General features: G+C 61.4%; 14 protein-coding genes. 5 read left to right on the top strand and 9 right to left on the bottom strand.

The genetic code is table 11. The annotated features are described in order from the left end of the window. Nucleotides 1–6: 6 nt before the first annotated feature. On the bottom strand, nt 7–318 hold the full coding sequence (locus VH564_RS10715; RefSeq protein ID WP_423339807.1) for an AzlD family protein: 312 nt from the start codon (nt 316–318) through the stop codon (nt 7–9). A gap of 2 nt (nt 319–320) precedes the next feature. After that, nucleotides 321–1,043: an AzlC family ABC transporter permease gene (locus VH564_RS10720; RefSeq protein WP_423339808.1), complete on the bottom strand. Its 723-nt coding sequence runs from the start codon at nt 1,041–1,043 to the stop codon at nt 321–323. Nucleotides 1,044–1,166: 123 nt separating this feature from the next. On the opposite strand from VH564_RS10720, the gene VH564_RS10725 reads away from it, so the two are divergent. Continuing rightward, nucleotides 1,167–1,421 (top strand): DUF2164 domain-containing protein, encoded by a 255-nt coding sequence (locus tag VH564_RS10725; RefSeq protein ID WP_423339809.1) that lies wholly within the window; start codon nt 1,167–1,169, stop codon nt 1,419–1,421. A 9-nt stretch (nt 1,422–1,430) separates the two neighbouring features. Here VH564_RS10725 and panB read toward each other — a convergent pair whose 3' ends face one another. Together panB and panC are read right to left on the bottom strand one after the other, a co-directional pair. Further along, nucleotides 1,431–2,252 carry a 3-methyl-2-oxobutanoate hydroxymethyltransferase gene (gene panB / locus VH564_RS10730; protein WP_423339810.1) on the bottom strand — a complete coding sequence of 274 codons (822 nt, stop codon included), beginning with the start codon at nt 2,250–2,252 and terminating at the stop codon, nt 1,431–1,433. 1 nt (nt 2,253) lies between these two features. Then, complete coding sequence (panC, locus tag VH564_RS10735) at nt 2,254–3,129, bottom strand: pantoate--beta-alanine ligase (protein ID WP_423339811.1); 876 nt, start codon at nt 3,127–3,129, stop codon at nt 2,254–2,256. A gap of 466 nt (nt 3,130–3,595) precedes the next feature. Between panC and VH564_RS10740 the strand changes: the two genes are divergently transcribed. After that, entirely contained in the window at nt 3,596–4,996 is a 1,401-nt protein-coding gene (locus tag VH564_RS10740; protein WP_423339812.1) for a hypothetical protein, read from the top strand. Between the two features lie 48 nt (nt 4,997–5,044). On the opposite strand, the gene VH564_RS10745 is transcribed toward VH564_RS10740, so the two are convergent. From VH564_RS10745 to VH564_RS10760, 4 genes are all read right to left on the bottom strand, one after another. Continuing rightward, nucleotides 5,045–5,545, bottom strand: coding sequence for a DUF3617 domain-containing protein (locus VH564_RS10745; RefSeq protein ID WP_423339813.1), 501 nt, complete (start codon nt 5,543–5,545; stop codon nt 5,045–5,047). A 36-nt stretch (nt 5,546–5,581) separates the two neighbouring features. Beyond that, nucleotides 5,582–6,667: a glycosyltransferase family 4 protein gene (locus VH564_RS10750; RefSeq protein WP_423339814.1), complete on the bottom strand. Its 1,086-nt coding sequence runs from the start codon at nt 6,665–6,667 to the stop codon at nt 5,582–5,584. A 74-nt stretch (nt 6,668–6,741) separates the two neighbouring features. Next, the gene (gene pncA, locus VH564_RS10755; RefSeq protein WP_423339815.1) at nt 6,742–7,368 is read right to left on the bottom strand and encodes a bifunctional nicotinamidase/pyrazinamidase; all 627 of its coding nucleotides are present in this window, start codon (nt 7,366–7,368) and stop codon (nt 6,742–6,744) included. A 106-nt stretch (nt 7,369–7,474) separates the two neighbouring features. Then, complete coding sequence (locus VH564_RS10760) at nt 7,475–8,752, bottom strand: sugar MFS transporter (protein WP_423339816.1); 1,278 nt, start codon at nt 8,750–8,752, stop codon at nt 7,475–7,477. A gap of 355 nt (nt 8,753–9,107) precedes the next feature. On the opposite strand from VH564_RS10760, the gene VH564_RS10765 reads away from it, so the two are divergent. The 3 genes from VH564_RS10765 to VH564_RS10775 all read left to right on the top strand — a co-directional run bounded on the left by VH564_RS10765 (nt 9,108) and on the right by VH564_RS10775 (nt 11,308). Further along, nucleotides 9,108–9,527: a GNAT family N-acetyltransferase gene (locus VH564_RS10765; RefSeq protein ID WP_423339817.1), complete on the top strand. Its 420-nt coding sequence runs from the start codon at nt 9,108–9,110 to the stop codon at nt 9,525–9,527. Between the two features lie 221 nt (nt 9,528–9,748). Further along, nucleotides 9,749–10,288, top strand: coding sequence for an AAA family ATPase (locus VH564_RS10770; RefSeq protein WP_423339818.1), 540 nt, complete (start codon nt 9,749–9,751; stop codon nt 10,286–10,288). Between the two features lie 237 nt (nt 10,289–10,525). Beyond that, nucleotides 10,526–11,308: a class I SAM-dependent methyltransferase gene (locus VH564_RS10775; protein ID WP_423339819.1), complete on the top strand. Its 783-nt coding sequence runs from the start codon at nt 10,526–10,528 to the stop codon at nt 11,306–11,308. A 908-nt stretch (nt 11,309–12,216) separates the two neighbouring features. On the opposite strand, the gene VH564_RS10780 is transcribed toward VH564_RS10775, so the two are convergent. After that, nucleotides 12,217–12,597 (bottom strand): hypothetical protein, encoded by a 381-nt coding sequence (locus VH564_RS10780; protein ID WP_423339820.1) that lies wholly within the window; start codon nt 12,595–12,597, stop codon nt 12,217–12,219. Nucleotides 12,598–12,633: the final 36 nt, after the last annotated feature.

Consider the following 12,633-nt stretch of genomic DNA (forward strand, 5'->3'; position numbering starts at 1 on the left):
CGGGATTCAACCCACCAGCAGGTGGCGCCAGGCCATCACGACGAGCCAGCCGGTGACCAGCATAGCGCTGGCCGGCAGGTAGAGGCCGACCACAGCGGCGGCCACCAGCGCTACCTTGAGGTCGATGCCGCCGCTGAAAAAGGTCGGCGCCATCAATGCGGTGAGCACGGCCGCAGGCACAGCGTTGAGCGCTGCCTCCATGCGCGGTGGAATGCGTGTCATTCTCGTGATCAGCACATAGCCGCCGATGCGCGTGAGGTAGGTGACGACGGCAGCGGAAAAGATCAGCAGCAGCATATGCGGGTCGAAAGTCGTCATCGTCAGACCTCGTGGTTTTCGACTGCAAGGTCGGGTTTGCGGTTGCTCTTTGCCGGCGGCAGCAGTGCCGCCAGCGCCACGCCGGCGAGCGCGCCGATGCTGACATGCCAGGGCGAGCCGACGATCCGGTAGGCGACGATGGCGACGACAGCGCTGGCAACGACGACCGGCAGGAAGTTGTCGCGCTTGCGGAAGCCGATGACGATGCCGAGAAAATAGACGGGCAGGAGGACATCGAGGCCAATCGTGCGGGGATCGCCGATCAGGCTGCCGAGCATGCCACCCATAAGGCTGGCCAGAACCCAGGGAATGTAGATCACTACGCCGAGGCCCATGTACCAGGAGAAACTTACGGTCTTCCCGGCTTCGCCGCGTTTGACGGTCTCTGCAAACTGCGGGTCGACGAGCAGGAAGAAGGCGAAAGCTTTCTGGACGCCACTGAAGTGCCTGATATAGCGAGCGATGGCTGCCGAATAGAGGATGTGGCGAAAATTGACGGCCAGGATCGACAGGACGATGATCCAGGCGGCCACGTCGTGGCCGAAGAGATCGAGGCCGACCAGCTGGCTGGCGCCGGCATAGACGATGCCGCTCATCAGGGTCAGTTCCCCGAGCGACAGGCCATGACTTTGCGCAACGGCACCAAACAAGGCTCCGAATGGAACGGAGGCCAGGCCCACCAAAATTCCGCCGCGCAACCCTTGAAGAAAATCCGCGCGATTCATGGCAAGCCTTTGTTTATCGATTCCCGGCTCCCGTTTAGGGCGAAGGCATGGAAGCGGCAACTCAATTCCCTTGATGGGAGCATCGATTTCGCTGAACTTAACCCACGAGACAGGAGACAAAGCATGAAAAAGATCGTGTTGCCGAAGGAGGAGAAGGCCGCCGCCATCGCCCGCATCCGGCAGTATTTTTCCGATGAGCTGGATCAGACGATCGGCGCGTTGCCGGCGGAGTTCCTGCTCGACTTCTTCGCCAGGGATATCGGTGCCTTTTTCTACAATCAGGGCCTGCGCGATGCGCATGCGGCGTTGACCCGGCAAATGGAAGATTTCGGCGAGGCTATCTACCTGCTCGAGCGTGAGCGCATCGACCAGGGCTGAAGTATCGAATCAGCTTTTCGGCAGAAAGGTATGTTCCGGCCCGGGAAAGGAGCGCGACTTCACGTCTTCAGCATAGGCCGAAGCCGCCTCCGAGATCAGCGGCGCGAGGTTGGCGAAATGCTTGACGAAGCGCGGCTTGAAGTCGCTGAACAGGCCGAGCATGTCGTCGGACACGAGGACCTGACCGTCGCAGGCAGGCGAGGCGCCGATGCCGATCGTCGGGATCGACAGGCTCGCGGTGATCTCGCGGGCGAGCGGCTCTACCGTGCCTTCGATGACGATGGCAAAGGCGCCGGCCTTGCCGATCGCGGCCGCATCGGCGCGGATCTTGTCGGCCTCCCGGTCGGAGCGGCCAAGTGCGCGGTAGCCGCCGTTCGTGTTGACCAGTTGCGGCATCAGTCCGACATGGCCGAAGACCGGGATGCCCCGCGCCGTCAGGAAAGCGACCGTTTCGGCCATTTCCGCGCCGCCCTCCAGCTTGACGCCATCGCAGCCGGTTTCCTTCATGATGCGAGCGGCGCTGGTGAAGGCCTGCTCTTTCGATGCCTGGTAAGAGCCGAACGGCAGGTCGACGATGACACAGGCATGGGAAACGCCGCGCATTACGGCCTGGCCATGGGCGATCATCATTTCCATGGTCACGCCGACCGTCGTTGGTAGGCCGTAAAGCACCATCCCGAGCGAATCGCCGACCAGCAGCAGGTCGCAATGGGGATCAAGCAGCCGGGCCATCGGCGTCGTGTAGGCGGTCAGCGCCACGATCGGGCGTGTGCCCTTCATCGCTTCGATCCGGGCAGGGGTGGTGCGCTTGGCAGGGGTTGTGGCACTCATATCAGGCGGCCTCTTCAATGCGAGCGCTGCTTTGCCCGATGATCCGGTTGTCGAGCAGGCGGGTGGCGCCGATCCGTACGAACAGGGCCACAAGGATCGGGCTTTCGCCGATGGCCTGCAAGGGCTTCAGGCTCTGCGGATCGCGCACGGCAACGACCTCGGCGGTGGCCAGAGGCTCGCGCGCGATGAAGTCGGTAAGAGCGCGCTCCAGCGCGGCGGGGTCCCGCAGGCCGGTGTCGTAAAGCCGCTCGGCTTCCGCCAGTGCCTGAGGCACGATCACGGCAGCCGCGCGCTCCTGGGGTGTCAGGTAGCTGTTGCGCGAGGAGAGCGCCAGGCCGTCGCTGTCGCGCACGGTCGGCACGGCGACGACGGTAACCGGTTGGGCCAGATCCTCGACCATGCGGCGGATCAGGGTGACCTGCTGGAAATCCTTCTCGCCGAAATAAGCGTTGTCGGGCTGGACGATGTTGAAGAGCTTGGTGACCACGGTGGCGACGCCGGCGAAATGGCCGGGGCGCACGGAACCCTCGAGTTCGGCGCCCAGCGCAGGCACATCGACGACGGCCTGCATCGGACGCGGATACATATCCGACGGGGTGGGGGCGAAGAGATGGTCGACGCCAGCCGTTCGCAGCATGGCGCTGTCGCGCTCGAAATCGCGGGGATAGCTGGACAGGTCTTCGCCGGCGGCGAACTGCAGCGGATTGACGAAGATCGAGGTGACGACGATGTCGTTTTCGCTGCGGGCGCGGCGCACCAGTTCCAGGTGCCCGGCATGCAGGTAGCCCATGGTCGGCACGAGGCCGATGCGGCGTCCGGCGCGGATGCCGGGCGCGAGTCTGGCACGCAGGTCGGCGATAGTGCTGGTCACGTCCATAGTTTATCTCCCGACGGATGGCGGCCGTGCTGCAACCGCACCCAGGCCACCCTTCGTCCCATCCCCAAAACGGCAGGCTCTCCTAACGCGCCGCGCAGCCAAAGGCAATTCGGCAGCTATTCTTACGAGGCACCCATTGCGTTTGGCGCGATATGGCGCTCAGACTGCTGACGAACCCTGAGGAAGCTTGTTTGAAGAGAGCGAGGCCATACACATCCTCGCCCCTGTGGCGGAGATCCAGCGACACGACGTCTGTCGGGTCAAAGGATCTTTCGGCTGAAGGACTTGGCGTGACTGGATTCCCGCCATAAGGGCGAGGACGAGGGGAGTTTGGTAAGCGGATCAGTTTCCCAAGTGACCTGCAGAGTTTTGAGATAATACCTTTGCCAGCAGTCTGGGCGCCGGATGGCGCTGACTTAGCATTTTCGTCAGCTTTTTGCGCTTATCTCGTCTGATGGCGAAGATCGTGGCTTTGGCGGCATATTTCTATCAGGCGGCGGTGGCGTTCGGGCTTCTCGTCGTCGTTGCCCATTGGCTGGCGCCGGCCGATTATTCCGCCTATTCGCTGTTCATCTCCATCAGCCAGTTTGTCGCAATCTTCGGCTTCGAATGGATCCGCTTTGCCTGCAGCCGCTTCTATCCCGGCCTGCCCGGCAGCGAGGCGGCGGAGCGGGCGGCACTGAAGCGGGAATTTGCGGCCTGCGCACTCCTCTGCATCGCGGCCGCTTGCGTTGCCATCCCGTTCGGCGTGCCGTGGCCGGTGGCGCTGGTTGGCAGCCTGGTGGCGATCTTCCAGGGTGCCAGCGACCTTCACCTGACGATGCTGCGCTTCCGCCAGGAGTTTCGCAGCTTCTCGCGGCTACAGGGCTCACGGGCGACGATCCTGGCGCTGGGCACGCTCGGCGGCGCGCTTGTCTACCCGACATTCCTTGCCACCGTCGGTGGCCTGCTGGCCGGCTACGCCGTCTATACGCTTCTGGCCATAGCAATCAGCCGCAGTGGGGCCGGGGTGTCGGAGGGGCGCTTCGATGCTGCCGTTGTCCGCAAGCACTTCGTCTACGGCAGCGTCGCTGCCGGTGCCTCGGTCGTCGGCTTGCTGGCGCCGCTCGGGCTGAAGTCTATTCTCACGGCCGCTCTGGGTGCCGGTGGTGCCGCCGGCGCGCTGCTGGCGCTGGACCTGCTGCAGCGGCCCTTCGTGCTGATCGTCTCGGCGCTGCAGGCCATCCAGTATCCCGACGTTGTGTCGCTCTTCGACCGCGACGGCGAGACTGCGGCGCTGCGGGCGCGGCTTGGCGCCTATTACTCGCTGCTGACGGGTTTCACGCTGATGACGGCCGCCGGCATCTTTGCCCTGCTGCAGCCTGTCGGCCTGTTCGTCATCGCACCGGCGTTGCGCGTGGGCTTTCTCGATGCCGCGCCCTTCGTCGTCGGCCTGTCCGTGTGCCGGGCCCTGACGCTCAACATGCTGCCGACGCCTGCGCATCTGCGCCACCGGCTGCGCTCGATCTTTCTGTTGTCGGCGGTGGACTGCCTGCTCCTGAACGGCTGTGCGGTGGCGGCCGGGACGCTGTTCGGGCTGGCGAGCGCCAGCCTGATGGTCGGCGCCATGGTCGGCGCGCTGCTGGCGATGCTCTACGGGGTGAGGGTGCTGATGACCTTGCCCTTCGATTTCGTCTGGCAGCCGGTGGCTTTCGCAGCCGTCGGGCTTGCCATCCCGGTCTTGGCGACGTCAGGGTTCGGTCATGCGCTGTGGCTCTCCGTCACCATCGGCATCGTCGGCGGCGGCGCATTTTGCGTGGCTGGGCTGTACAGCTATTTCATCCGGCTTTTCCGCAGTCCGGTTGCGCTCGAAAACGAGATGCTTTGACTGCGGTGAAAGCGTCCAGGAGCCCCTGATGCCAGGCGTTCCCTCCGCCTACCGGTTTTCGTAGAGGGACTTCATCACCATGCCGCCGCGCATTTTCTTCTCTCCCGGACGCAGGTCTGCCGGACATTCGCCTTCGAAGCTGGCCTTCAGGACATGGTGCTGGACCTCGGTCTTGCCATTCACCTGAAAGGTGACGTCGCCTGTCAGGGTATAGGCCTTGTCGAGATTGCCAGCATATTTGCCCGTCAGTTCGGCGCCGGGGCAACTGGCGGTGAAACTGTATCGGTCACCGTCGCGCTGTTGCGAGCCGATCCTGCATTCCTTCTCGAAGTCGCTCCAGAGGTCGTCGTCGATAAGGCGATCCTTTGCATGATCGACGCAGATGTCCCATGAAAAAGGCGATGTCTCCGGCGTGATCTTCCACAATCCGGTTGCCCGTTGCAGCCGCTGGACCGGTTCTTCGGCCATGGCGGCTGTGAAGCCGGAAAATGCGACTGTGGTCCACAGTGCCATCCGTAAGAGTGCCGCCATCGCCCGTCTTGCCGTCATAGATCGTCTCCTGTTGGGTAGCTGCGGTGCGCCAGCTCAGAGTGCTGCGAGCATGTCGAGGATGCTAACCGCGCTTCGGTCCCAGGAGAAGCGACCGACATTGAGCCGGCCTTCATCCTTCAGCGATTGCCGCAACGCTGGCTCGTCGCAGATGCGCCTGATGGCGGCGGTGAGTTCAGCCTGTCGGGTCGGGTCGAAATAGAGGGCCGCCGTGCCGCAGGCCTCGCGCACTGCCGGGATGTCGGAGGCTAGCACCGGGCAGCCTTGCGTCATCGCTTCCAGCGGCGGGATGCCAAAACCCTCGTAGAGGCTCGGAAAGACGAAGGCGGTGGCATGGCGTTCGAGGGCGACGATCTCGGCGTCGGTCAGCCGGCCGGGATAGAGGATGCTGCCGGTCGAGGCCGTGTCCTTGGACTTGAAGACCGTCGGGGCGCTGCCGCCGACCACCACCAGCTTGCGACCGGTGTCGCCCAGCGCTTCGAAGGCGCAAATGGCGAAGTCGAGGTTCTTGTTGGGCTTCATCGTGCCGACCAGCAGGAAGAAGCCGTTGGTCGAAAGGCCGAGGCGGTCGATGATCCGCTCGTCCGGCGCGATAGCTGCGAAGTGGTCGACGGCGTTATAGACCACGTCGATGCCTGTAGCCGGCACCTTGAAGACCGAGGCGAGCTCCTGTCGTGAAAACTCGGAGACGGTGGCGATCTTGGCGGTCCGCGTCAGGGCAAAGCCGAGGGCGCCGTGCAGCATGCGGTAGCTGCGCTTGAAGGAGCCGGGATGGCGGAAGATCGTCACGTCGTGGATGACGACGGCCTGGCGCCGGTGCAGCAGCGGCCCGCTGCCGCCAAAGCCGAGGAGACGTCTGCCTCGGGCGTGGGCGTAGAGTGCGGTCTGCTCCCAGAGATGGCCGGGCCCGGAGCCGAAGCTGTCGACGCCGATCACCTTGAGGTTTAGGTCGACCGTGGTGCCGTTCGGAACCGCCAGCTGCCAAGTCACGTCTTTCAGCCCGTCCGGCACGGTGCCGGCGGCAATCCGGGCGTCGAGTGCCATCGTCAGTTCACGGGCGAAGCGCTGCACGCCGGACAGGGGCTGGGTGAGAAAGCGGCCGTTGATGGTGATGGTCTGCACGGCAATGGCCCCATGGCGTTTCGGGCACCATCCGTGATTTTCGTGAAGGAAGGCTTAGCGCATGGGGAACGCGCTCAGCCCGCGAGCGCCTCGGCGCTGTCGATGATCGCGACGCCCCGCGAGCGCATCTCGTCGATCGCCGCCGCGACACCTGCCGGATCGATGCCGCGGCTGGCGTCCGCGATGAAACGCACTTTGACGCCGGGAAGCATCTCGACCGCATCGATGGCGGAAAATTTCACGCAATAGTCGGTGGCAAGACCGCAGAGATCGAGCTCGGTGACCTCGCGGTTGCGCAGATAGTCCGCAAGGCCGGTCAGCGCGGACTGGTCGTTGTCGCGGAAGGCGGAGTAGCTGTCGACGGCCGGGTTCTGGCCCTTCTGCTGGATGAAGTCGATGGCATCAGTGTGGAGATCGGGATGGAGGGCGGCGTCGGATGTGTTCTGAACGCAATGGTCGGGCCACATCATCTGCGGCTTGCCGGAGAGCTCGCCCATGTCGAAGGGTTTTTTGCCGGGATGGGAGGAGGCAAAGCTGCCGTGGCCTTCGGGATGCCAGTCCTGCGAGGCGACGATGAGGTCGTACTGGCCACTGTCGATCAGCCGGTTGGCAATGGGAACGATCCGGTCGCCTTCGGGCACCGCCAGGTTTCCGCCCGGGCAGAAGCCGGTCTGGATATCGATCAGCAACAGGGCCTTCATCGGCATGTCCTTTCATCCGTGTCCGGGCGCACGATGCCAAGCCGGGGCGAAAGGATCAAGTCTTTTGCGCCCCGCAGTGGTCGCGGGGCGCAAGGCGTTCATGGGGTTAGCGGAGCTTGTGGCCCTTGATGCCGTAATAGGCGATGTAGGCGTAGCACAGGATCGGCATCAGGAAGGCGAGGTGGATGCCGATCGTATCGGCCAGCACGCCTTGCAGAACCGGCAGCAGCGCGCCGCCGACGATGCCGAGGCAAAGGATGCCGGAGCCCTGGCTGGTGAAGCGGCCGAGGCCGTGCAGCGCCAGCGAGAAGATCGTCGGGAACATGATCGAGTTGAAGAGACCGACCGCAAGGATGGCCCACATGGCGACATGGCCTGTGGTCATCACGGTCACCACAAGCAGGATCGCGACGATGAGGGCATTGAAGGCCAGCGCCTTGCCATCGTCGACGTAGCGCATGACCACGGCGCCGATGAACCGGCCGACCATGGCGCCACCCCAGAAATAGGCCACGTAGTGGGCTGCCTCTGATTCCTGCAGGCCGCCGATATCGGGCTGGCTGAGGAAGTTGACCAGGAAGCTGCCGATGCTGACTTCAGCGCCGACATAGACGAAGATGCCGATCATGCCGAGCACGAGATGGCGGTACTGCCAGGCAGAGCCGCCGCCATGCATCGGGTCGAGATCTTCTTCGTCGTCGACATCGGGAAGCTTGAGCGCCGCAAAAATCACGGCGAGCACCAGGAAGGCGGCTGCCAGGATCAGATAGGGGAATTTTACCGTCGCCGCTTCGGCGGCATGGATCGCGTCGAGCTGCTCAGGCGTTGCGTTGGTGACGGCAACGGTGGCTGCGGAGAGAATGAGTAGCGCGCCGAAGATCGGCGCGATGGTGGTGCCGAGCGAGTTGAAAGCCTGGGTCAGCGTCAGGCGGCTGGCGGCCGTGTCCGGCGGGCCGAGCACGGTCACATAGGGGTTGGCGGCGACTTGCAGGATGGTGACGCCGGCCGCGAGCACGAAGAGGGCTGCGAGGAAGAGCGCATAGACACGGTAGCTGGCAGCCGGGATGAACATCACGCAGCCGACGGCGCAGATGGCGAGGCCGACGACGATGCCCCACTTGTAGCTGATGCGCTTGACCAGCGCGCCTGCCGGCAGCGAGACGATGAAATAGGCGCCGAAGAAGCAGAACTGGATCAGCATCGACTGCGTGTAGTTCAGCTGAAAGACATTCTTCAGGTGGGGCACCAGAATGTCGTTCAGGCAGGTGATGAAGCCCCACATGAAAAAGAGTGAGGTGAGCGCGATGAGCGCGAATTGATGGTTCTGTCCTGCGGGCGCTTTTGCGCCTGCCGGGGCAGAGCTGCTTGTTGTTATCCCAGCCACTTTATTTGATCCTCAAAACTGTTATCGCCGCGCCCGAAAAGGGGGCCCTGCCGGGAGGCAGTTCGGCAACGGCCCCGCATGGAAACCGCAGGGAAAGCGGAAGGCATGGGCCGCAGGGGGACGATATAAACCAGCCAGCGACATTTGGTAGCACCGCAGCATTGTGTTTTTTGCATTGCAGCATAGCGTTGGGATTGAGGCTTGGGGGTGGTGGAGGGCGGGCGGGGAGACGGGATCGACTCTGGTATCCGGCCCTATGACAGTTGGCTGGGCCTTGGGGAATGCGCCAGCCGGAATTGCATCGGGCCAGCAAATGTGGGCGTGTATCGCCTATGCTGACCGACAGGAGAACGACATGTCTGCCCTTGAGCTAGAGCTTGTTACCCAGCCCAGCGATGACGATCACAACGCCATTCGCCAGCCGCTGATCGACTACAACGCGTCGAAGGTGGATGGCCCCTGGGGGCCGCTCGCCATCCTGCTGCGCGGCGAGGATGGCGCAGTGCAGGGTGGTCTGTGGGCCAGCTACTGCTATGATTGGCTTTTCGTGGAGTTGCTCGTGGTCCCCGAGGCGGCGCGTGGCCAAGGTCTTGGTGCCCGAATGCTGCAGCAGGCGGAACGCTGGGCAAAAGAGCAAGGCTGCGTTGGCGTATGGCTGGATACCTTCAGCTTTCAGGCGCCGGGCTTCTACGAGAAGCAAGGCTATTCGGTCTTCGGGGTGCTCGATCACTACCCCGGCGAAACGCAGCGGTTTTTCTTGCGCAAGATGCTGTGATCGGTGTCTCATCTCGCCGTTCTGCAGCAGGGCCGCTGAACGCGGGACAGGTCCAATGGATGATGATCGGTAAACCTGACTCTGCGTGGTGGTGATGGTCGGAATGGGCCGGTTGCAGTCCTGGCCGGATTGCGCCAACTACGTTAATTGCAGTTAGCGCTTTTACCTCATCACGGTAGTGACAGCCCAACTGGCCCTCTGCTAAAAGCAGCATGGAGGTGATGATGGATGATCTTGCAGGACATATTGTCATTCTTTCGGGACCTCCGGGTTCAGGCAAGACCACTATCGCCGAAGCGCTAGCGCATTTGCCAGGGTTGCCGAAGGTGCATATCCATTCAGACGATTTCTGGGGCTACATCAAGCATGGACATATCGATCCATGGCTTCCCGAATCCGATCACCAAAACCGAATTATCATGCAGATCGCGGCCGATGTCTCGGCCCACTATGCCAGCCACGGTTACTTCGTCGTTCTTGATGGCGTTGTCCGACCAAATTGGCTCCCGGCGTTCCAGGCTCATGGTCTGCCTCTTCACTATATCCTGCTCCGCACCACGGCCTCCGAAGCTGTCAGGCGTTGTGCTGCTCGTGGTGGAGATAGTTTGAGCGATCCGCAGGTAGTTGCTGACCTTCACGCACAGTTCGCTGATCTCGGGTCTTATGAGTCCAAGGTGCTCTCCGTCAGCGGTAAAGATCAGCAGGGAAGCCTTCAAATGGTGATTGCGGCGCTGCAGTCAAATCTCCACCGCATTCAGTAAGCATAAGCCTCGCCAATTTTCCGGATTTGGACATGGCCGGCTAGATGAATGTCTCGGCTCAGACACTGCGGTATCGTAGCCAGTCATTTTGAAAAGTTTGTCGCGGGATGGACGCCGAGTCAGTTTACATTCGCTTGTCTGCTTTGGGCCGAGAGCAGTCATTGCCGCATTCCGAACGATGGCGTTATGGTCGGAGCTTTACGACAGGCTGCGGAGGTCTAGCTCATGGAAGGTGACATGCCTAGTATCGATGTCGCGAAGCATTGGAACGACAATGCGGACCAGTGGACGCAAGACGTTCGCGCTGGTTTCGATGTTTACCGGGACCATTTCACGTTCCAAGCTTTCCTTGGCGCGCTGCCGCCAATCAACGGACACGATGTCATCGATTTCGGATGCGGTGAGGGAACGAACACGCGTGCCTTCGCTCGGTTGGGCGCACGTGTGACTGGGATCGATCTGTCAAGTCGGATGATCGAGCATGCGAAGAGCGTGGAGGAAGCCGAACCGCTTGGCGTCCGTTACCATTTGACCTCTTATAGCGACCACTGTGGGATGCCAGATGCATCCTTCGACGCGGTTCTCTCGACCATGGCACTGATGGATGGACCGGATTTACCTGGTGCCATGTCGGAGGCGTACCGGCTTCTGCGACCTGGCGGCTTCATACTCTTCAGTGTCCTGCATCCCTGTTTCATCACCCCTGGCCTAGGCTGGGAAAAAGACGCTGAAGGAAGAACAAGTGGCCTTCGGGTAGCTCGCTATTTCGATAGATCGCCTTTTACAGAGCGCTGGCGCTTTGGAAATCGTCCCAAGGACGAAGAAGTTCTCTCTTTTTCAGTTCCAAGGTTCCCACGCACGATAAGCGACTACCTGAACGCCGTAGCCTCGGCTGGTTTCGTCATAACGTACATCGGAGAGCCTCAACCGTCTCCCGCCGCTTGCGAAGCCCTCCCACGTCTCTCGCGTTGGCGCGACCTGGGAGGCTTTCTCTTGCTGGTTATGGCTAGGCGAGCATGATCCCTTAGCGCCACTGGCGGTCTTCGTCTTCCGCCGACACCGGACATCCATTGAAACGCGACGAAAGTGTCGAGAACAAGAAAAACTTATGTTGCAGCATCGGCATTGAGTCCCAATATTCTATCCGTCTACCGCGAGGGACCTAACACGCTGCTTGTAGATTTTGTTCTTGAAGTCACTGGGTACGCGACAGCACGGATTTTGCTCCCAATAATAGCTCTAGGAAATGTGCAAGTTGAACTGGTTTCGTCGAATGAAACGGGTTTCAACTGGGCGGGCTTCAAGCGTGACGAAAAGGTTGCTTTCTGTGCCAAGCCCCAATGGCTGGATGGATCGGATTGATCCCTTGGACAGTCCTTTTCGTTAGATTTTTTGCGGTTGCATGATCGCAGTCCGCAAAGGGCCGATGGGGGACATCGCGATCTTATCATAAAAACGCAATCGACGTAGAAGATTAGATCTATCGAGGTTGGATCCGCTGTCGTTGATAGCAAGCATTTATGGAAAAGCCGTCCTTGCGACCGCACTGGTGTGGACCAACACCGCCGCCGCTGCCGAACATCGGCTTTCTGGACGGTGGGGGGACGGCGCTAATTCCGTCGGTGTCATCCAGTTCGGCCGAACGGTATTCGTCTTCAGCAAAGACGGATGGTCCGCAGGAGCGTTAGACCCTCGGGGAGCAGGTTTCTTGGCTAACGGAGAAGGAATGTGGACGTTCGATGCGAGACTAGCGCCTGCAGCCGTGAGTGTTGGTAAGCAGGATGGTCGCCTATACATCATTGTTGTGCCAGCAGGCGCAAACAGCGGTCAGGGCGTTCAGATGATCTTAAAGCTTATGGTTCCGGAAGCGCCGCCAGAGAAGGCGTTAGCACCAAGGCCGACAGCGGCCACGGCCCGTTGAGCGGTCATTAGCTCCGGTAGCGTTGTTCACACACCTGAGCTAACCCAATCACTAGCTTAGCGTCCTTATCAGCTACCGCAGAAAGGGTCTGTACGTGTCGTTGCATATAGGCTTGCGCGTCGCTTTTGGATCGGTTCGACCGGGCAAAAATGCCCTCGGCCTGTTCCGCAAGCCTATTGAATTGTAACGCGTAAGATGTCGAAAGCTCAGCATTGCCAGCCGCTTTATAGACCTCCGACATAATCGCAAAAGCTGCCCCGCATTGAAATAAACGATCATCGACTTCGGGCACCTGTCCGACCGAGCCTTGCCCATAGGCAGGCGTCGCAAGAGTTCCAACCATGATTGCAGCGACTGTCAGTTTAATAACGCCCACCTCTTCAAACACGGCTTATGTGTCAAACGTGGCAATAAGTGGCATGGC

Source organism: Rhizobium sp. HT1-10 (assembly GCF_049472505.1).
Lineage (GTDB): Bacteria > Pseudomonadota > Alphaproteobacteria > Rhizobiales > Rhizobiaceae > Rhizobium.

What these genes read in the sequence shown, in the direction of transcription:
- VH564_RS10715 (WP_423339807.1), bottom strand. Translation starts at nt 318, where the DNA reads ATGACGACTTTCGACCCGCATATGCTGCTGCTGATCTTTTCCGCTGCC.
- VH564_RS10720 (WP_423339808.1), bottom strand. Translation starts at nt 1,043, where the DNA reads ATGAATCGCGCGGATTTTCTTCAAGGGTTGCGCGGCGGAATTTTGGTG.
- VH564_RS10725 (WP_423339809.1), top strand. Translation starts at nt 1,167, where the DNA reads ATGAAAAAGATCGTGTTGCCGAAGGAGGAGAAGGCCGCCGCCATCGCC.
- panB (WP_423339810.1), bottom strand. Translation starts at nt 2,252, where the DNA reads ATGAGTGCCACAACCCCTGCCAAGCGCACCACCCCTGCCCGGATCGAA.
- panC (WP_423339811.1), bottom strand. Translation starts at nt 3,129, where the DNA reads ATGGACGTGACCAGCACTATCGCCGACCTGCGTGCCAGACTCGCGCCC.
- VH564_RS10745 (WP_423339813.1), bottom strand. Translation starts at nt 5,545, where the DNA reads ATGACGGCAAGACGGGCGATGGCGGCACTCTTACGGATGGCACTGTGG.
- pncA (WP_423339815.1), bottom strand. Translation starts at nt 7,368, where the DNA reads ATGAAGGCCCTGTTGCTGATCGATATCCAGACCGGCTTCTGCCCGGGC.
- VH564_RS10765 (WP_423339817.1), top strand. Translation starts at nt 9,108, where the DNA reads ATGTCTGCCCTTGAGCTAGAGCTTGTTACCCAGCCCAGCGATGACGAT.
- VH564_RS10770 (WP_423339818.1), top strand. Translation starts at nt 9,749, where the DNA reads ATGATGGATGATCTTGCAGGACATATTGTCATTCTTTCGGGACCTCCG.
- VH564_RS10775 (WP_423339819.1), top strand. Translation starts at nt 10,526, where the DNA reads ATGCCTAGTATCGATGTCGCGAAGCATTGGAACGACAATGCGGACCAG.